Below are 14,481 nucleotides of genomic sequence, written 5' to 3' on the forward strand. Positions count from 1 at the left end.
CTCGATGGTGGTCGGACCACCGGTGTGCGCGACCTGGATCTTGCGCGGCTTGGCCTCCTCGGCGACAGGGATGGTCAGCGTCAGCACGCCGTCGGCGTAGCCGGCCTCGATGCGGTCCAGGGCCAGGCCGTTGCCGAGCGTGAGCTGGCGGGCGAACGTCCCGGCGGGGCGCTCATGGGTCAGCCACTGCACCTCTTCCTGGCCGGCCGTGGTCGGGCGCTCGGCGCGGACGGTCAGCGTGCGGTCCTCCACATCGATGTCGATCGTGGCCGGTTCGACGCCGGGCAGGTCGATCTTGGCGACGAAGTTCTCGCCGTCGCGGTACAGGTCCAGCGGCATGCCGGGGCCCGAAGGGCCCTGCCGGAGCGCGGTGCCGAGCCAACGATCCATGTCGCGGAACGGGTCATAACGGGTAGCCATGGTTGCTCCTCCTCCACACGTGGTCCCTGGCGGGTCCAGGGCCCGCCGCGGCTGTGGCTGATACCGCGGCCTCTCCCTACTGTTTTAGCACTCGCCAGGTCCGAGTGCCAGCCAAAGTTGAGCCCGATTCGCTCAAGGCGAAAAGTTGAGTGCCCCTCACGCCTGGCGGTCCGAAATGTCCGGGGTTGTCGGAGTGGCCGGCGTGCCACCCGCGCCGCCGTCGCCTCCCACGGATGTCCCAGCGGCGTCACAGCCGAATATCAGCAGTCCGGGACATGGTGTCCCTGTGAGCGTCAGAACGGCAGCCCTTCCGGCTACCCCGACCCGTCCCGCCACATGGCGGGTACCGGGCTGGTGGCGCGACGTCGCGGGGCTCCTCGCGTGGGGCTCGATGCTCGTGGTCGTGGCGCTCTGGGTGCACGGCGGGGGACTGCGGGCCTTCGAGGGGGACGCCGGTGCGGCGCTGACCACGGCCGGCCGGCTCACCGGTCTCGTGGCGGCCGACCTCATGCTCGTCCAGGTCGCGCTCATGGCCCGGATGCCGTTCGTCGAACGCTCCTACGGCCAGGACGAGCTGACGCGGCGGCACCGCCTCGTCGGCTTCGCCTCGTTCTGGCTGCTGATCGCCCACATCGTCCTCATCGTCCTGGGGTACGCCGCAGCCGCGCGGACGGGCGCCTGGGCGACGGCATGGGACATGGTGCTCACCTATCCCGGCATGCTCCTGGCCACGGCGGGCACCGCGCTGATCGTCCTCGTCGTGGTGACCTCGATCCGCGTGGCGCGACGCCGCACGCGGTACGAGTCCTGGCACCTCATCCACCTGTACGGCTACCTGGGTACCCTGCTCGTCGTCCCGCACATGCTCTGGACCGGTGCGGACTTCCTCGCCGTGCCGCTCGCGCAGGCGTACTGGTGGACGGCATGGGCGGCTGTCGTGCTCGCCGTCGTCGCGTTCCGGGTCGTGCAGCCGCTGCGGCGCACCGCCAGGCACCGGCTCGTCGTCGAGCACGTCGTCCCGGAAGGGCCGGGCGTGTACTCCCTCCACCTGCGCGGCCGTGACCTGGCCCGGCTGAAGGTGGCGGCGGGTCAGTACTTCGTCTGGCGCTTCGGCGGGCGCGGCCGCACCCGTGGCCACCCGCTCTCCCTCTCCGCCGTGCCGGTCGGGGACCGGATCCGCGTGACGTTCAAGGTCGCCGGCGACGGGACCGCCGAGATGGCCCGGCTCCGCCCCGGCACCCCCGTCACCTTCGAGGGCCCCTACGGGCGCCTGACCGAGGTGGCCCGGACCCGGCCGGGTGTCGTGCTCCTGGGCAGCGGCATCGGCGTGACCCCGCTGCGGGCCCTCCTCGAGGGTCTCTCCTACGACCCCGGTCATGCCACCCTGATCTACCGGGCCGGCTCCGCGGAGGACCTCGTGCTCCGGGACGAGATCCGCGACGCCGCGGCGCGCCGCGGCGCGGAGGTCGTCGAGCTTCCAGGCCCCCGGGTGCCGGGACGCCGGTCCTGGCTGCCGGCCTCGGCCGGCCACTGGGACGACGGCGCCGCGCTCACCCGCCTCGTCCCCGACGTCGCCGACCGGGATGTCTACATCTGCGGACCCGACAGCTGGATGGACGCCGCCCGGGCCGCCGCAATGCGGGCGGGCGTGCGGCCCGCGCAGATCCACCTCGAGCGATTCGCGACCTGAAGGGGTCCCCCATGCGAAAGATCGTCGTCGCCGGCGCCACGACCGCGGCCGGCATCGACCTCCTGCTGTCCTACCCGACCTCGCGCAACCAGCCCCTCGAGGCGCTGGCGCCGACGGCCGCGTCCGCCGAGCGCGGCGCGCCCTCGGCGGCTGCCGGGGCGACCGCGCAGAGGGGGTCCACCTCGGGCGGGTCCGCCGGGCAGTCGTCCGCCTCGGGTGGCTCCGCCGGGCAGTCGTCCGCCTCGGGTGGCTCCGCCGGGCAGGCTCAGTCGTCAGGGACGTCCACGGGTGCCGAGGTGAACACTCGCTGGGGCGTCGTCCAGGTGGAGGTGACGATCGCCGACGGGCGGGTCACCGACGCACGGGCGGTCCAGTTCCCGGACGGGAACCAGCAGGACCAGGTGATCAATTCCTACGCCGTGCCGATCCTCGAGCAGGAGACGGTCGCGGCCGGCACCGCCCAGATCGACGCCGTCTCCGGAGCGACGATCACGAGTGGCGGCTACATCGAGTCGCTCCAGTCCGCCCTGGACCAGGCGGGCCTGCGATGACCGGAGGTACCTGGGCGAAGCCGGGTCACCCCAGCCGTACCGTTGCCGGCGCCGTCCGCGCCGTCGCGCCGTCATCCCGGGCGGCCGGGACGCTCGCGCACCTCGCCTGGCACGAGAGCGTGATGGGCATGCCCGTCAGCATCCACCTGCGTGCCCCCCGCCTCGGGCCCGCGGCCGAGGCAGCCGCCCGTGCCGTCTTCGCCGAGCTGCGGCGCCTCGACGCCCTGTTCAGCACCTACCGCCCCGACTCGGAGATATCCCGACTTGCCGACGGCGACCTCCCCCTGGAGGAGTGTGCCCCCGAGGTGGCCGAGGTGCTGGACCTGTGCACGCTCGCCCACGCCCGGACCGCCGGCGCCTTCGACCCCATGCGCCCGCTGCCCGGCGGCGGCCACCGGCTCGACCCCACCGGGCTCGTCAAGGGGTGGGCGGTCGAGCGGGCCGGCGCCCCGCTGCGGGAACTCGACGCCGACTGGTACGTCAACGCCGGGGGCGACATCGCCGCGCACGTGGCCGCCGACCGGCCGGCCTGGCGGGTGGGGATCGAGGACCCGCACGACCGTGGCCGGGTGCTCGCCCTGATCGCCCTGCGCGACGGCGGCGTGGCCACGTCGGGCACCGCGGCGCGCGGCGCGCACCTCTGGGACCCCGTCACGGGCGCTCCGGCCGACAGCGGACTGGCCGCCGTCACGGTCGCCGGACCCATGCTGCTGTGGGCGGACGTGCTCGCCACCGCCGTCTTCGTCGCGGGACCCGAGGGGGCCCGGTGGGCCGCCGACGCCGGGTACGAGGCCGTCGTCGTCCACGACGACGGGCGGGCCGAGCGGGTGCTGCCGGCCCGGGTGTGAGAACTCGGACCGAAGATACCCCCCGGGGTAGGACCAAAGGCTTGCGAGAACGTCGGACACGGAGGGGAGTATCGGTTTCAGGCGATCGACGAAGAATCGCTGAAGAACCGATGAGGAATCGCCGAAGTTCGGAGTAGACCATGAGGCACCTGCTGATCCTCGGTGGCGGAACCGCCGGGACGATCGTGGCGAACAAGTTGCGCAAGCGGCTCACCAAGGAATGGCGCATCACCGTCGTCGACCAGGACGACACCCACGTGTACCAGCCCGGGCTGCTGCTGCTGCCGTTCGGCGTGTACGAGCCCCACGACCTGGTCAAGCCGCGGGACCGGTTCCTGCGGGACGGGATCGACCTCGTCCTGGGCGAGATTGACCGGGTCGACGCCGACGCGAGCCGGGTGGACCTGATGGACGGCCGCTCGTACGAGTACGACCAGCTCGTCATCGCCACCGGCACCACCCCGCGCCCGGACCAGACCCCCGGCATGGACGGTCCCGAGTGGCGCCGCTCCATCTTCGACTTCTACACCCTCGACGGCGCCGTCGCCCTGCGCGACAAGCTCGCCACCTGGGAGGGTGGGCGGCTCGTGGTCCATGTGACCGAGATGCCGATCAAGTGCCCGGTGGCCCCGCTGGAGTTCACCTTCCTCGCCGATGCGTTCTTCGAGGAGCGGCACATGCGCGAGAAGGTCGAGATCGTCTACGTCACCCCGCTCGAGGGGCCGTTCACCAAGCCGGTCGCCTCCGCCCACCTCGGCACGATGTTCACCGAGCGGCACATCGCCATCGAGCCCGACTTCACCATCGAGCACATCGAGGACGAGCAACGCACCCTGGTGTCCATGGACGAGCGGGAGGTCCCCTTCGACCTGCTGGTGACCGTCCCGCTGAACATGGGTGCCGACTTCATCGCCCGCTCCGGGCTCGGCGACGACCTCAACTACGTCCCGGTCGACAAGGGCACGATGCTCTCCACCGCCCACGACAACATCTTCGCCGTCGGTGACGCCAGCAACATCCCGGCCTCCAAGGCCGGCTCGGTCGCCCACTTCCAGGCCGACGTGTTCGCCGAGAACTTCGTCCAGCACATCGCGGGCGGGCCGATGACCCACCCGTTCGACGGGCACGCGAACTGCTTCATCGAGTCCGGGCACGGCAAGGGCCTGCTCATCGACTTCAACTATGACACCGAGCCGCTGCCCGGCGTCTACCCCTACCCCGTGGTCGGCCCGATGAGCCTGCTCAAGGAGACCCGGATCAACCACTGGGGCAAGCTCGCGTTCCGGCACCTGTACTGGAACGTCCTCCTGCCGGGACGGTCGATGCCCGTCCCCTCCCACATGTCCATGGCGGGCAAGAAGACCGCCGACACCACCGCCTGAAAGGGGCCACACCATGGCTGAGATCGAGATCGACGGAAAGCCCGTCCACGTGAACGATGAGGGCTTCCTCACGCAGTACGACGAGTGGGACGAGAGCATCGCCAACGTGCTCGCCGGCCAGATCGGGATCGAGCTGACCGAGCAGCACTGGAACGTCATCCGCTTCCTGCGCGAGGACTACAAGAACAAGGGCGAGACCGCCACCACCCGGCGTGTGAACGCTGTCGGGGGCATCCCCGTCAAGGAGCAGTTTGTCCTGTTCCCCAAGAAGCCGGGCAAGAAGATGTCCTACATCGCCGGGCTGCCCAAGCCGCACGGCTGCGTCTGAGAGGCACGAGACATGACCACCACCGCACCGACGACCGCCCCGTCGATCGTCCCCAACTTCGACGACGACGAGGACTCCGGGCGCAAGCTCGCGGTCATCTGCTCCAAGGGCAACCTGGACATGGCCTACCCCGGGCTGATCCTCGCCAACGCCGCCCTCGGCGAGGGCATCGAGACCCACCTGTTCTTCACGTTCTGGGGCTTCGACATGATCATGAAGTCCCGGGCGAACGACCTGACCTTCTCCCCGGTCGCCAACACCGCGATGCACCTGCCGCTCAAGGGCCTGCGCATGCCGCAGGCCCTGGCTCCGATGCCCGGGGTGGCCGCGGTCGCGACCAAGATGATGAAGAAGCAGATGGACGACCTCGGTATCCCGTCGGTACCGGAGTTCCTCGACCAGATCGTCGCCGCCGGCGGCCAGCTCTGGGCGTGCCAGCTCACGGCGGACATGAACAAGCTGGACACCTCCGACTTCCGCGACGACCTCGGCGGCGTCATCACCGCCGCCGACTTCATGGACAAGAGTGCGGGCGCGCAGCTGCTGTTCATCTGAGCTCGGGGAGCCGTCGCCGGAAGCAGGCCGGCGGCGGCTCCCCGGCCGTGTTACCGGCCCGGCGTCGACGTGAGCCCCGGTCCGAGCCGAAGGCCCGGTCGCCCTCCGCGCCCGCGTCGAGGTGCGCGTGGTCGCGGTCCTCGACGCGGCCGCCGCACGCTGACCGCGTCAGAAGGCCATCAGCGCGCGGCGGCACCGTCCGCATCGGCGAACCTCGCCGGTGCCGGGCCGAAGGCCTCCCGCATCCCGGCCACCACGTTCTTGGCGATCGCCCGGGTACCGAACCAGCCGACCGCCGCACCGATGCCGAACGGTGCGAGCCGCCCGAGCACCAGCGCACCGCCGCGCGTTCCCCCGACGCGCAGCAGGCGACGCATCAGGGTCTTGTTGACCGTGCGCACCGTACCGATCGGCAGCTTGGTCAGTGCCGCCTTCGCCCAGTACAGCGTGCCGAGCCCCATCTGCCCGGAGACCGCATCGGCACCCTCCTCGCCCAGCAAGGCCGCCATCAGCAGCGTGCGCCGGCGCTCGACGTCCTCGACCTCCACGCCGTGCAACGACGCCACCGCCATCGCGTGGGTCGCCGTGGACGCGAGGAATGCGGCGACCTGCCCGGTGGTGAGGACGGCGGCGATGCCGGTGCCCACGGCCGGGACGGCGGCGGCCGCACCGACCCCGCCCCCGAAGAGCCCCGCGCGCCGCAGATAGCGCTTCTCGAGCACGGTGACCAGCTCCGCGGGCGTCGCCCCGGGCCGTTCGGCACGCAACGCGGTCGCCACCGCGTGACCGCGGGAGCGCCGGACGGCGCGGTCGAGGAACCGCTCGACCGCCGTCGTCGGGGCGCTCATCCCGCCACCTCGTCCGTGAACACGATCGTGTGCGGGGCGCCCACGGCGAGCGTGCGCCCGACCGTGCAGTTGCGCTCGATGGCTAGCTCCGCCCGCTCGAGCGTGCGCGCCCGCGTCGGTCCGTCGAGCCCCGAGAGGTCCGTGACGATCTCCACCGTCATGGCCTCGTAGCGGTTGTCCGGTTCGTTCTTCACCTTCGACACCGTGACGACGGCGGCGAAGTCCGGCCCCAGCGCGTGGGCCAGTCGATGGTCGGCGGACTGCCCGCTGCACGCGGCGAGCGCGATCTGGAGCAGCTCCCCGGGGGTGAACACGCCGGGGACGTCGTCGTCACCGAGGAGCACCTGCGCACCCAGCTCGTTGCGGCCGGTGTAAGCGCGCGTCCCGGTGCGCTCGACCCACAGCGGGGGCGTGGGGGTGGGGACGGTGTCGGGATCACTCATACGTGAGATCGTCGCACGCCCCGCGGTGGGACGTCGCGCCGGAATCGTCCAGCCCGCGTAGGTTGCGGGTCATGACTTCCCAGGCCACGCCACCGTCCCCGCACGAGCTGCCCCAGGCGGTCGTCGTCGTCCTCTTCGGCGCCACGGGCGACCTGGCGGGGCGCATGGTGCTTCCCGCGCTCTTCGAGGTGGATCAGCGGAACCTGCTGCCCGACCACTGGCGCCTCGTGGGGTGCGCGGCCGAGAAGCTGGACGACGCCACCTTCCGCGACCGCGTCCACGCGTGCCTGGAGCGTAGCGACCAGGGTGTGCCCGCGCGGTGGGAGCAGGTGCGGGACCGGCTCCGCTATGCCGGCGGCCCCTTCGGGGTGGACGCCCCGGGCGCGCTCCCGGAGGTGCTCGACCGGGTGAAGGAGGAACTGCGCGCCGAGAGCGGCGCCGAGCCGAAGGTGCTGCACTTCCTCGCCGTGCCGCCCGTCGCGTTCGCCCCCATCACGGCCGGCCTGGGCGCGCACGGCCTGGCGGCGGGCGCCTCGGTCGTGTTCGAGAAGCCGTACGGCACGTCCCTGGCCTCCTTCGAGGATCTCGACGCCGAGGTGAAGAGCGTGCTGGCGGAGGAACAGATCTTCCGCATCGACCACTTCCTCGGCAAGGAGGGGGTGCAGACCATCTACGTGCTGCGGTTCGCCAACCAGCTCTTCGGCTCGGAGTGGAGCCGGGCGAGCGTGGCGCAGGTCCAGATCGACGTGCCGGAGGATCTCGACGTCGCCAACCGGGCCGCGTTTTACGAGGCGACCGGGGCGGCGCTCGACATGGTGGTCACGCACCTGTTCCAGGTGGCCAGTCAGGTCGCGATGGAAGCGCCGGCCGACCTGCGTGACCCGGCGACGGTCCTCGCCGCCCGGGAGGCGGCGCTGCAGGCGTTCCGACCGCTCGACCCGGTCGAGGACGTGGTCCTCGGGCAGTTCCAGGGCTACGCCGACATCGACGGCGTCGCCCCCGACTCGGTCCAGGACACCTACGTCGCCGCCCGGCTGTGGGTCGACACCGAGCGCTGGCGCGGGGTGCCGTTCCTGCTGCGGACCGGCAAGCGCATGGCCCGGAAGGAGCAGCGCATCACGCTGGTGCTCCGACCGCCGTTCGGCCCGCTCGCCGCCGAGCTGAAGGAGCCGAACACGATCGAGATCAACTTCGGCGGGGAGGGCGAGGTCGTCCTCGGCATCACGGTGAAGACGCCGGGCCCGGATCTGACCTACTCCTCCGGCCGGGCCCGGCTCGACCTCGACGACGTCCCGGGCGGCGAGCCGCTCTCGCCGTACGCCTCACTCATCCACGACGCGTTCATCGGGGACCGGTCGCTCTTCACCACGGAGGTGGGCCTGCGAGCGGCGTTCACCGCGTTCGCGCCCCTCCAGGGGCCGGACCGGCCGGCACCACTGCCGTACGTGCCGGGATCGTGGGGCCCTGAGGAGGCACGACGGCTCGTCGCGCCGCACCGGTGGATGCTGGGGCAGTGAAGACAGGGCGGGCGTCCGAAAGCGTGACCCCGGTCACCGGAAGCAGGTAACGTGGCAGGCGCACCTGGCTCAACGGCGAGCCAGGCGCGCCTGACCGCGCACGCCGCCAGGAGGAGCACGAGGAGAACGCGGTGGACGCACAGCAGGAGCCGGACCTGACCGAGCTGACGGAGCTCGCCGAGCCGGCTGTCCACCTGGCCCGGCGGTGGCTGGCTGCGACGGAACATGGGCAGACCGACGCCGAACGGGCCACGACCGGCCAGCTCGCCGCCCTCGTGCGCGACGTCGAGGGCCTCGACCTGGCCGTGCGGTTCGTGGACCGGGTCGCCCGGCCCGAGGACGTCCGGGTGGCCGCCAAGGAGCTCGCGACGATCTCCGCCGCCACGGCGGGGGCGTTCCTCGGCCGTACCGACCAGGCGCTCCTCGCCGTCGGGGCGCGGGTCGCCCGTCTCGCTCCCGGCGCCGTCGTCCCGCTGGCCCGCCGCCGGCTGCGCCGGCTCGTCGGCCACCTCGTGGTGGACGCGAACGACCCGGTGCTCGCCGAGCACCTCGCCGCGGCCCGCACGGAGGGCTTCCGGCTGAACATCAACCTCCTCGGTGAGGCCGTGCTGGGTGAGGACGAGGCCGCGGCCCGGGCCCGCCGCACGCTCGGCCTCCTCGAACGCGACGACATCGACTACGTCTCCGTGAAGGTCTCCTCGCTCGTCTCCCAGATCTCGACCTGGGACACGGCGGGCACGGTCGCCCGTGTGGTCGAGCGCCTGCGCCCGCTCTACCGGTCGGCCGCCGCCCGGCCCATCCCCGCGTTCGTCAATCTGGACATGGAGGAGTACCGCGACCTCGACCTCACCGTCGCGGCCTTCACCACCGTGCTCGCCGACCCCGGCCTCGCCGGCCTCGAGGCCGGCATCGTGCTGCAGGCGTACCTGCCCGACTCCGTCGACGCGCTCGAACACCTCGTCGACTTCGCGCGGGCGCGCGTCGCCGCCGGCGGTGGCGGCATCAAGGTCCGCGTGGTCAAGGGTGCCAACCTCTCCATGGAGCACGTCGATGCGGAGCTGCACGGCTGGGAGCCGGCGCCCTACGGGACCAAGGCAGAGACGGACGCCAACTTCCTCCGCCTCGTCGAGCGGGTGCTGCGACCCGAGCTCGCGGGCGTCGTCCGGCTCGGCGTCGCCTCTCACAACCTGTTCGACGTCGCGCTGGCGCACCTGCTGGCGCAGCGCCGCGGGGCCACCGGCATGGACGTGGAGATGCTGCAGGGGATGGCGCCGGCCCAGGCGCGGGCGGTCCGTGAGGCGGCCACGGTCGTGCTGTACACCCCCGTCGTCGCGCCGGCGGACTTCGACGTCGCGGTCTCCTACCTCGTCCGGCGCCTCGAGGAGAATGCCCAGCCGCAGAACTTCCTGCACGCTCTCGTGGCCGATGACGCGGGAGGTGCGGGCCGACCGGGCGGCGACGGCCGCCAGGGCGCCGCCGGCGCCATGGCGGACCAGGAGGCCAGGTTCCGCGCGTCGGTCGCGGACCTGGCCACGACGTCCCGCGCTCCACGCCGCGGCCCCGGCCGGGCACCGGCGCAGCGGGCGTTCACGAACACCACCGACTCCGACCCGGCGCTGCCGGCCGTGCGGGCCTGGGCGGCCGAGGCCGTCCGCGGCGAGCCCGCGCCGCTCACCTCGCCCGTGCTCGACGACCGCGCCGCCGTCGACCGGGTCGTCGCCGCCGGCCGGGCCGCCCAGCCCGCCTGGGCGGCCCGCACCGGTGCCGAGCGGGCGGCCGTGCTGCGCGCCGCGGCCGACGAGCTCGAGGCCCGCCGCGGCGCCCTGGTCACCGTCATGGCGGTCGAGGGCGGCAAGACCGTCGCCGAGGCCGACCCGGAGGTCTCCGAGGCGATCGACTTCGCCCGCTACTACGCCGATCGGGCCGAGGAGCTCGACAGCGGTGCGCATCCCGGCGCGGACGGCGCCCGGTTCGAGCCCGCGGCGCTGACGCTCGTCACGCCGCCGTGGAACTTCCCCGTCGCGATCCCCGCCGGTGGGGTCCTGGCCGCGCTCGCGGCAGGCTCCGCCGTCGTCATCAAGCCTGCGCACGCCGTACCGGGCTGCGCCGAGGTGGCGATGTCGGCGCTCCATGCGGCGCTCGCAGCCGGCGGGGTGCCGGCCGCCGTTCTCCAGGTCGTCCGCACCGGTGAGGGTGCGGCGGGTCGGGCGCTGGTCAGCCACCCGGGCGTGGACACGGTGCTGCTCACCGGCGCCATCGAGACGGCCCGCCTGTTCCAGGACTGGCGCCGCGCCCACCCGGGTGGCCCGCAGGTGCTCGCCGAGACCTCCGGCAAGAACTCCCTGGTCGTCACCCCGGCCGCCGACTACGACCTCGCCGTCGCGGACATCGTCCGCTCGGCGTTCGGGCACGCCGGGCAGAAGTGCTCCGCGGCGTCACTCGTCATCCTCGTCGGCTCGGCGGGCACCTCCGCACGGCTGCGCCGTCAGCTCATCGACGCCGTCGCGTCCCTGCGCGTGGGCTGGCCCAGCGACCTCGGGACCACGATGGGGCCGGTCATCGAACCACCGGGCGGAAAGCTGCGCCGGGCGTTGACGACCCTCGAGCCGGGCGAGTCCTGGCTCGTCCAGCCACGCCGGCTCGACGAGACCGGCCGGCTGTGGTCCCCCGGCCTGAAGGAGGGCGTCGCGCCCGGATCCTTCTTCCACCTCACCGAGTGCTTCGGACCGGTGCTCGGCATCATGCGCGCGCGGACCCTGGGGGAGGCGGTCGCCCTGCAGAACGCGACGGCGTTCGGCCTCACGGGTGGCCTGCACTCCCTCGACGAGGATGAGATCGCGCGCTGGCTCGACACCGTCGAGGTCGGCAACGCCTACGTCAACCGGCACACCACGGGCGCCATCGTGCGGCGCCAGCCCTTCGGCGGCTGGAAGGACTCGGTCGTGGGCCCGGGAGCGAAGGCCGGTGGGCCCAACTACGTCGCCCAGCTCGGCACCTGGTCCGCCGACGGCGTACCCGAGCACCAGGCCGAGCCGTCCCTCGCCGTGCGTCGCGCGTTGGCGGACTACACCGGGCTGGTGCTCTCCCAGGCCGACCGCTCGTGGCTGCGGGCCGCGGTCGCCTCCGACGCCGCCGCGTGGGTGGAGCTCGGGCTGGAGAGCGACCCCAGCGCGCTGACCGCCGAGGCCAACCTCTTCCGCTACCGGCCCGCGCCGCACCTGAGCGTGCGCGCCGGGGCCGGCTGCGCCGCCGTCGAGCTGGTGCGCGTGCTCCTGGGGGCAGAGCTGACCGGGACACCGGTGTCGGTGAGCCTGGACCCGACACTGTCGGACGAGCTCAAGGCGCTCGCGCCCACCGGGGAACCGGCCCAGGCCGGGCTGCGGCGACTGGCGGGCGTGGTGGACCGCGCCGAGAGCCGCGACCGGTTCGTCGACCGGGTGCGCCGGGGTGACGTCGTCGGGCGGGTGCGGGTGATCGGGGACGAGACCGCCGGCGCCCTGCGCGACCTCGCCGGCCTGCCCGTGACGGTCCTGGCGCAGCCGGTGCTGGCGACCGGACGGCGTGAGCTGCTGACGCTCCTGCGGGAGCAGGCGGTCTCCCGGACACGCCACCGTTTCGGCCACCTCCCGCCCGGCGACCGCTGAGCCGGGCCGGCGGCGGAAGGGGCGCGTCAGCGGGCGGTGGGTCGGCGGTCAGTGCGTGGCGAGGTACTCCGTGCCGATCTCCTGCTCGGCCTCGACCACCTGGGCGACGGCGTCCGTCGCCGCCTGCTCGATCGGCCGGCCGAAGAGCGGGACGGAGGCGGTGACCTCGCCGTCGTAGGTCTCCGAGGTGCCGTCCGCGGTGGGCCGCAGGTGCTGGCTTCCGGTGACCCGCACCGGCACCCCCTGGATGTCCAGCGAGAGCGTCGAGCGGCGTGAGCCGTCCGCCGCGGGCGCACCCCACGCCTCGACCATCCGAACGTCCAGCGTGGCCCCGACGAGGGAGCGGAACGACGCCGGCACCATCGTCGTCGGCATCTGCAGCCGGGACGTGATGGTGAACGTCTCGCCGTCCCGGTGGATCTCGTAGGAGTGGGCGCTGGCCCCCGCGGCCGCGAAGCGGCGTTCGACGAAGGTGTCGTCGGCCAGCATGGCGGCCACGGCCACCGGGCCGGTGGGGTAGGTGATGGTGGCGGAGAAGTGCACGAGGTCCCCCGGGGATCGGCTGCGGTGGTCGGTCCGGCACAGCCTAGCCCGGTGGGGCCCGCCGGACCGTGCCGGGCGCCGGGCGGCGCGGCCCGGGACGGTGATGACCGGCCGGGCCGGCGTTAGTCTGGCGCGGTGCCCACCCTTGCGAACCTGATCGAGGAGTCCGGCGAGCTCCGGACCGCCGACGCCGAGTGGCTCCACCAGCTCGTCGGGGACTGGCAGGTCATCGCCGACCTCTCCTTCGCCGATCTCATCCTCTGGCTGCCGAGCGCCGACGGCACCTTCCGGGCCGCGGCGCACGGGCGGCCCTCCACCGCCGCGACCGGGCCCTACGACGACATCGTCGGGCAGGCCGCGTCGGGGCCGCGGGGCCAGCTCATGGCCCAGACCATGCTCGACAAGGGCATCCACACCCGCACCGAACCGGGCGGCACCGGGGTGAGTGGGCGTGAGGTCCTCGTCCCGGTCGTGCACGACGGCGGAGCCATCGCCGTCATGACGAGGGAATCCAGCCTCCCGGCGGGCCGCGTGCCCTCGCGGCTGGAGATCTCCTACGTGGAGATCGCCGACGTGCTCTGCGCGATGATCTCCCGGGGGGAGTTCCCGCAGAGCGGCGCCCCGACCGGGACGCGTCGGGGCGCGCCGCGGGTCGGGGACGGGCTCGTCCGCCTGGACGCCGAGGGTCGCGTCATCTACGCCAGCCCCAACGCGGTGAGCAACTTCCACCGGCTCGGCGTCATCGGCGAGCTGCGCGGGACGGTCCTCGCCGAGGTCGTCACCGAGCTCATCGAGGAGCACGCGACCGTCGAGGAGACGCTCGCCGTCGTCGTCATGGGCCGCGCCGCGTGGCGCACCGAGGTCGAGGCACGCGGGGTGACCCTGAGCCTGCGGGCCGTGCCGCTGACCGACCACGGTGAGCGCCGTGGCGCCCTGCTGCTGTGCCGCGACGTCTCCGAGGTGCGCCGGCGCGAGCAGGAGCTGATCACCAAGGACGCGACGATCCGGGAGATCCACCACCGGGTGAAGAACAATCTCCAGACGGTCTCCGCGCTGCTGCGCCTGCAGGCGCGCCGCTCCGACAACCCCGAGACCAAGGACGCGCTCTCCGAGGCCGAGCGGCGGGTCTCGACCATCGCACTCGTGCACGAGACGCTGTCGCAGAACCTCGACGAGGTCGTCGATTTCGACGAGGTCTTCGGCCGCGTCCTGCGGCTGGCGGGTGACGTCGCCTCCCCGGGGCAGGCGGTGGCGACCGTCGTGGAGGGGAGCTTCGGGCTCGTCGGGGCGGAGGCGGCGACGTCGCTCGCCGTCGTCCTGACCGAGCTCGTCACCAACGCGGTCGAGCACGGCCTGCGGGGTCGGGGCGGCACCGTGTGGGTGCACGCCGAGCGGGAAGGTGCGCACCTCGAGGTGCGGGTCCGGGACGACGGCGTCGGGCTCGAGGAGGGGAAGGTGCTCACCGGGCTCGGCACCCAGATCGTCAAGACGCTGGTGACCGGGGAGCTGGGCGGGACCATCGAATGGGGCACGCGTCCCGAGGGTGGCACCGAGGTCGTGCTCCGCGCCATGAAGCGCGAACGCACCACCTGACCGGCGTCATCAGGCGCCGGCGCCGGCCTCGGGCCGGCTGATCGGCCGCGGGCCGCCGCGCACGCACCGACGCCGCCGGTCTGCCGGCGGCGTCGGTGCGTGCGGTCAGCCCGCGCGGC

The 14,481-nt window shown here is 73.1% G+C and carries 13 protein-coding genes; 9 read left to right on the plus strand and 4 right to left on the minus strand.

Going from position 1 to position 14,481, the window contains the following annotated elements:
* The coding region (locus ACYC1Z_RS09745) for an Hsp20/alpha crystallin family protein (RefSeq protein ID WP_461409327.1) at positions 1–420 on the minus strand (420 nt) is incomplete at its 3' end.
* A 286-nt stretch (positions 421–706) separates the two neighbouring features.
* Between ACYC1Z_RS09745 and ACYC1Z_RS09750 the strand changes: the two genes are divergently transcribed.
* The 6 genes from ACYC1Z_RS09750 to ACYC1Z_RS09775 all read left to right on the plus strand — a co-directional run bounded on the left by ACYC1Z_RS09750 (position 707) and on the right by ACYC1Z_RS09775 (position 5,774).
* Positions 707–2,110 carry a ferredoxin reductase family protein gene (locus tag ACYC1Z_RS09750; protein WP_461409328.1) on the plus strand — a complete coding sequence of 468 codons (1,404 nt, stop codon included), beginning with the start codon at positions 707–709 and terminating at the stop codon, positions 2,108–2,110.
* A gap of 11 nt (positions 2,111–2,121) precedes the next feature.
* Positions 2,122–2,661 (plus strand): FMN-binding protein, encoded by a 540-nt coding sequence (locus ACYC1Z_RS09755; RefSeq protein WP_461409329.1) that lies wholly within the window; start codon positions 2,122–2,124, stop codon positions 2,659–2,661.
* Positions 2,658–3,509, plus strand: a complete 852-nt coding sequence (locus ACYC1Z_RS09760) for an FAD:protein FMN transferase (RefSeq protein WP_461409330.1) — start codon at positions 2,658–2,660, stop codon at positions 3,507–3,509. The genes ACYC1Z_RS09755 and ACYC1Z_RS09760 overlap by 4 nt, the downstream gene beginning before the upstream one ends.
* 140 nt (positions 3,510–3,649) lie before the next feature.
* Positions 3,650–4,891: a type III sulfide quinone reductase, selenoprotein subtype gene (gene sqr / locus ACYC1Z_RS09765; protein WP_461409331.1), complete on the plus strand. Its 1,242-nt coding sequence runs from the start codon at positions 3,650–3,652 to the stop codon at positions 4,889–4,891.
* Positions 4,892–4,904: 13 nt separating this feature from the next.
* The gene (locus ACYC1Z_RS09770) at positions 4,905–5,219 is read left to right on the plus strand and encodes a TusE/DsrC/DsvC family sulfur relay protein (RefSeq protein WP_461409332.1); all 315 of its coding nucleotides are present in this window, start codon (positions 4,905–4,907) and stop codon (positions 5,217–5,219) included.
* Between the two features lie 12 nt (positions 5,220–5,231).
* Positions 5,232–5,774, plus strand: a complete 543-nt coding sequence (locus ACYC1Z_RS09775; RefSeq protein ID WP_461409333.1) for a DsrE/DsrF/DrsH-like family protein — start codon at positions 5,232–5,234, stop codon at positions 5,772–5,774.
* 179 nt (positions 5,775–5,953) lie between these two features.
* On the opposite strand, the gene ACYC1Z_RS09780 is transcribed toward ACYC1Z_RS09775, so the two are convergent.
* Positions 5,954–6,622, minus strand: a complete 669-nt coding sequence (locus ACYC1Z_RS09780) for a hypothetical protein (RefSeq protein ID WP_461409334.1) — start codon at positions 6,620–6,622, stop codon at positions 5,954–5,956.
* On the minus strand, positions 6,619–7,065 hold the full coding sequence (locus tag ACYC1Z_RS09785; protein WP_461409335.1) for an OsmC family protein: 447 nt from the start codon (positions 7,063–7,065) through the stop codon (positions 6,619–6,621). Before ACYC1Z_RS09785 ends, ACYC1Z_RS09780 begins: the two co-directional genes overlap by 4 nt.
* Positions 7,066–7,136: 71 nt before the next feature.
* Here ACYC1Z_RS09785 and ACYC1Z_RS09790 point away from each other — a divergent pair, with 71 nt between their 5' ends.
* Together ACYC1Z_RS09790 and ACYC1Z_RS09795 are read left to right on the plus strand one after the other, a co-directional pair.
* Positions 7,137–8,582, plus strand: a complete 1,446-nt coding sequence (locus ACYC1Z_RS09790; protein ID WP_461409336.1) for a glucose-6-phosphate dehydrogenase — start codon at positions 7,137–7,139, stop codon at positions 8,580–8,582.
* A gap of 131 nt (positions 8,583–8,713) precedes the next feature.
* The gene (locus tag ACYC1Z_RS09795) at positions 8,714–12,226 is read left to right on the plus strand and encodes a proline dehydrogenase family protein (RefSeq protein ID WP_461409337.1); all 3,513 of its coding nucleotides are present in this window, start codon (positions 8,714–8,716) and stop codon (positions 12,224–12,226) included.
* Positions 12,227–12,274: 48 nt separating this feature from the next.
* Here ACYC1Z_RS09795 and ACYC1Z_RS09800 read toward each other — a convergent pair whose 3' ends face one another.
* Positions 12,275–12,769 carry a DUF2505 domain-containing protein gene (locus ACYC1Z_RS09800; RefSeq protein ID WP_461409338.1) on the minus strand — a complete coding sequence of 165 codons (495 nt, stop codon included), beginning with the start codon at positions 12,767–12,769 and terminating at the stop codon, positions 12,275–12,277.
* Between the two features lie 135 nt (positions 12,770–12,904).
* Between ACYC1Z_RS09800 and ACYC1Z_RS09805 the strand changes: the two genes are divergently transcribed.
* Positions 12,905–14,362 carry a sensor histidine kinase gene (locus ACYC1Z_RS09805; RefSeq protein WP_461409339.1) on the plus strand — a complete coding sequence of 486 codons (1,458 nt, stop codon included), beginning with the start codon at positions 12,905–12,907 and terminating at the stop codon, positions 14,360–14,362.
* Positions 14,363–14,481 lie beyond the last annotated feature (119 nt).

This window comes from Georgenia sp., assembly GCF_054605595.1.